At 57.0% G+C, this 307-nt stretch carries 1 pseudogene; it reads right to left on the bottom strand.

Going from position 1 to position 307, the window contains the following annotated elements:
• Positions 1 to 307 (bottom strand): annotated as a pseudogene (locus tag AO388_RS07155) (hypothetical protein); the annotation flags it as partial.

The following is a 307-nucleotide window of genomic DNA, read 5'->3' as shown; positions in this document are numbered from 1 at the left end:
TGTTGGCCATGGTCTCGGTTTTGACCAGGCGGTTTTCGCAGTCGTAGGTGAAGGTTTGCCAGCGCACGATGCCGACGACTTTTTCGATCAGGTTGCCCCAGGCGTCGTATTTGTATTCGTGGTTCGCCCATTGTTTTAGGCGGTTGTCTTTGACGTGGTCGAAACGACTGGTGTTGAAGTTCAGGCGATTGGCGGCGGCGTCGTAGCGGAATTCTTCGCCGTCGACTACTCGGCCGGTGTTGCGCGCCAGCAACTGGCCGTTGGCTTCGTATTCGTACTGGGTTTCGCCGCGCAGTTTGTCGAGGGT

The sequence above is a fragment of the Pseudomonas sp. ICMP 10191 genome, from assembly GCF_001467335.1.
GTDB classification, from domain to species: Bacteria; Pseudomonadota; Gammaproteobacteria; order Pseudomonadales; family Pseudomonadaceae; genus Aquipseudomonas; species Aquipseudomonas cerasi.
Note: the sequence above shows the minus strand (reverse complement) of the source record. Positions and strands in the feature narration are given on the sequence as shown.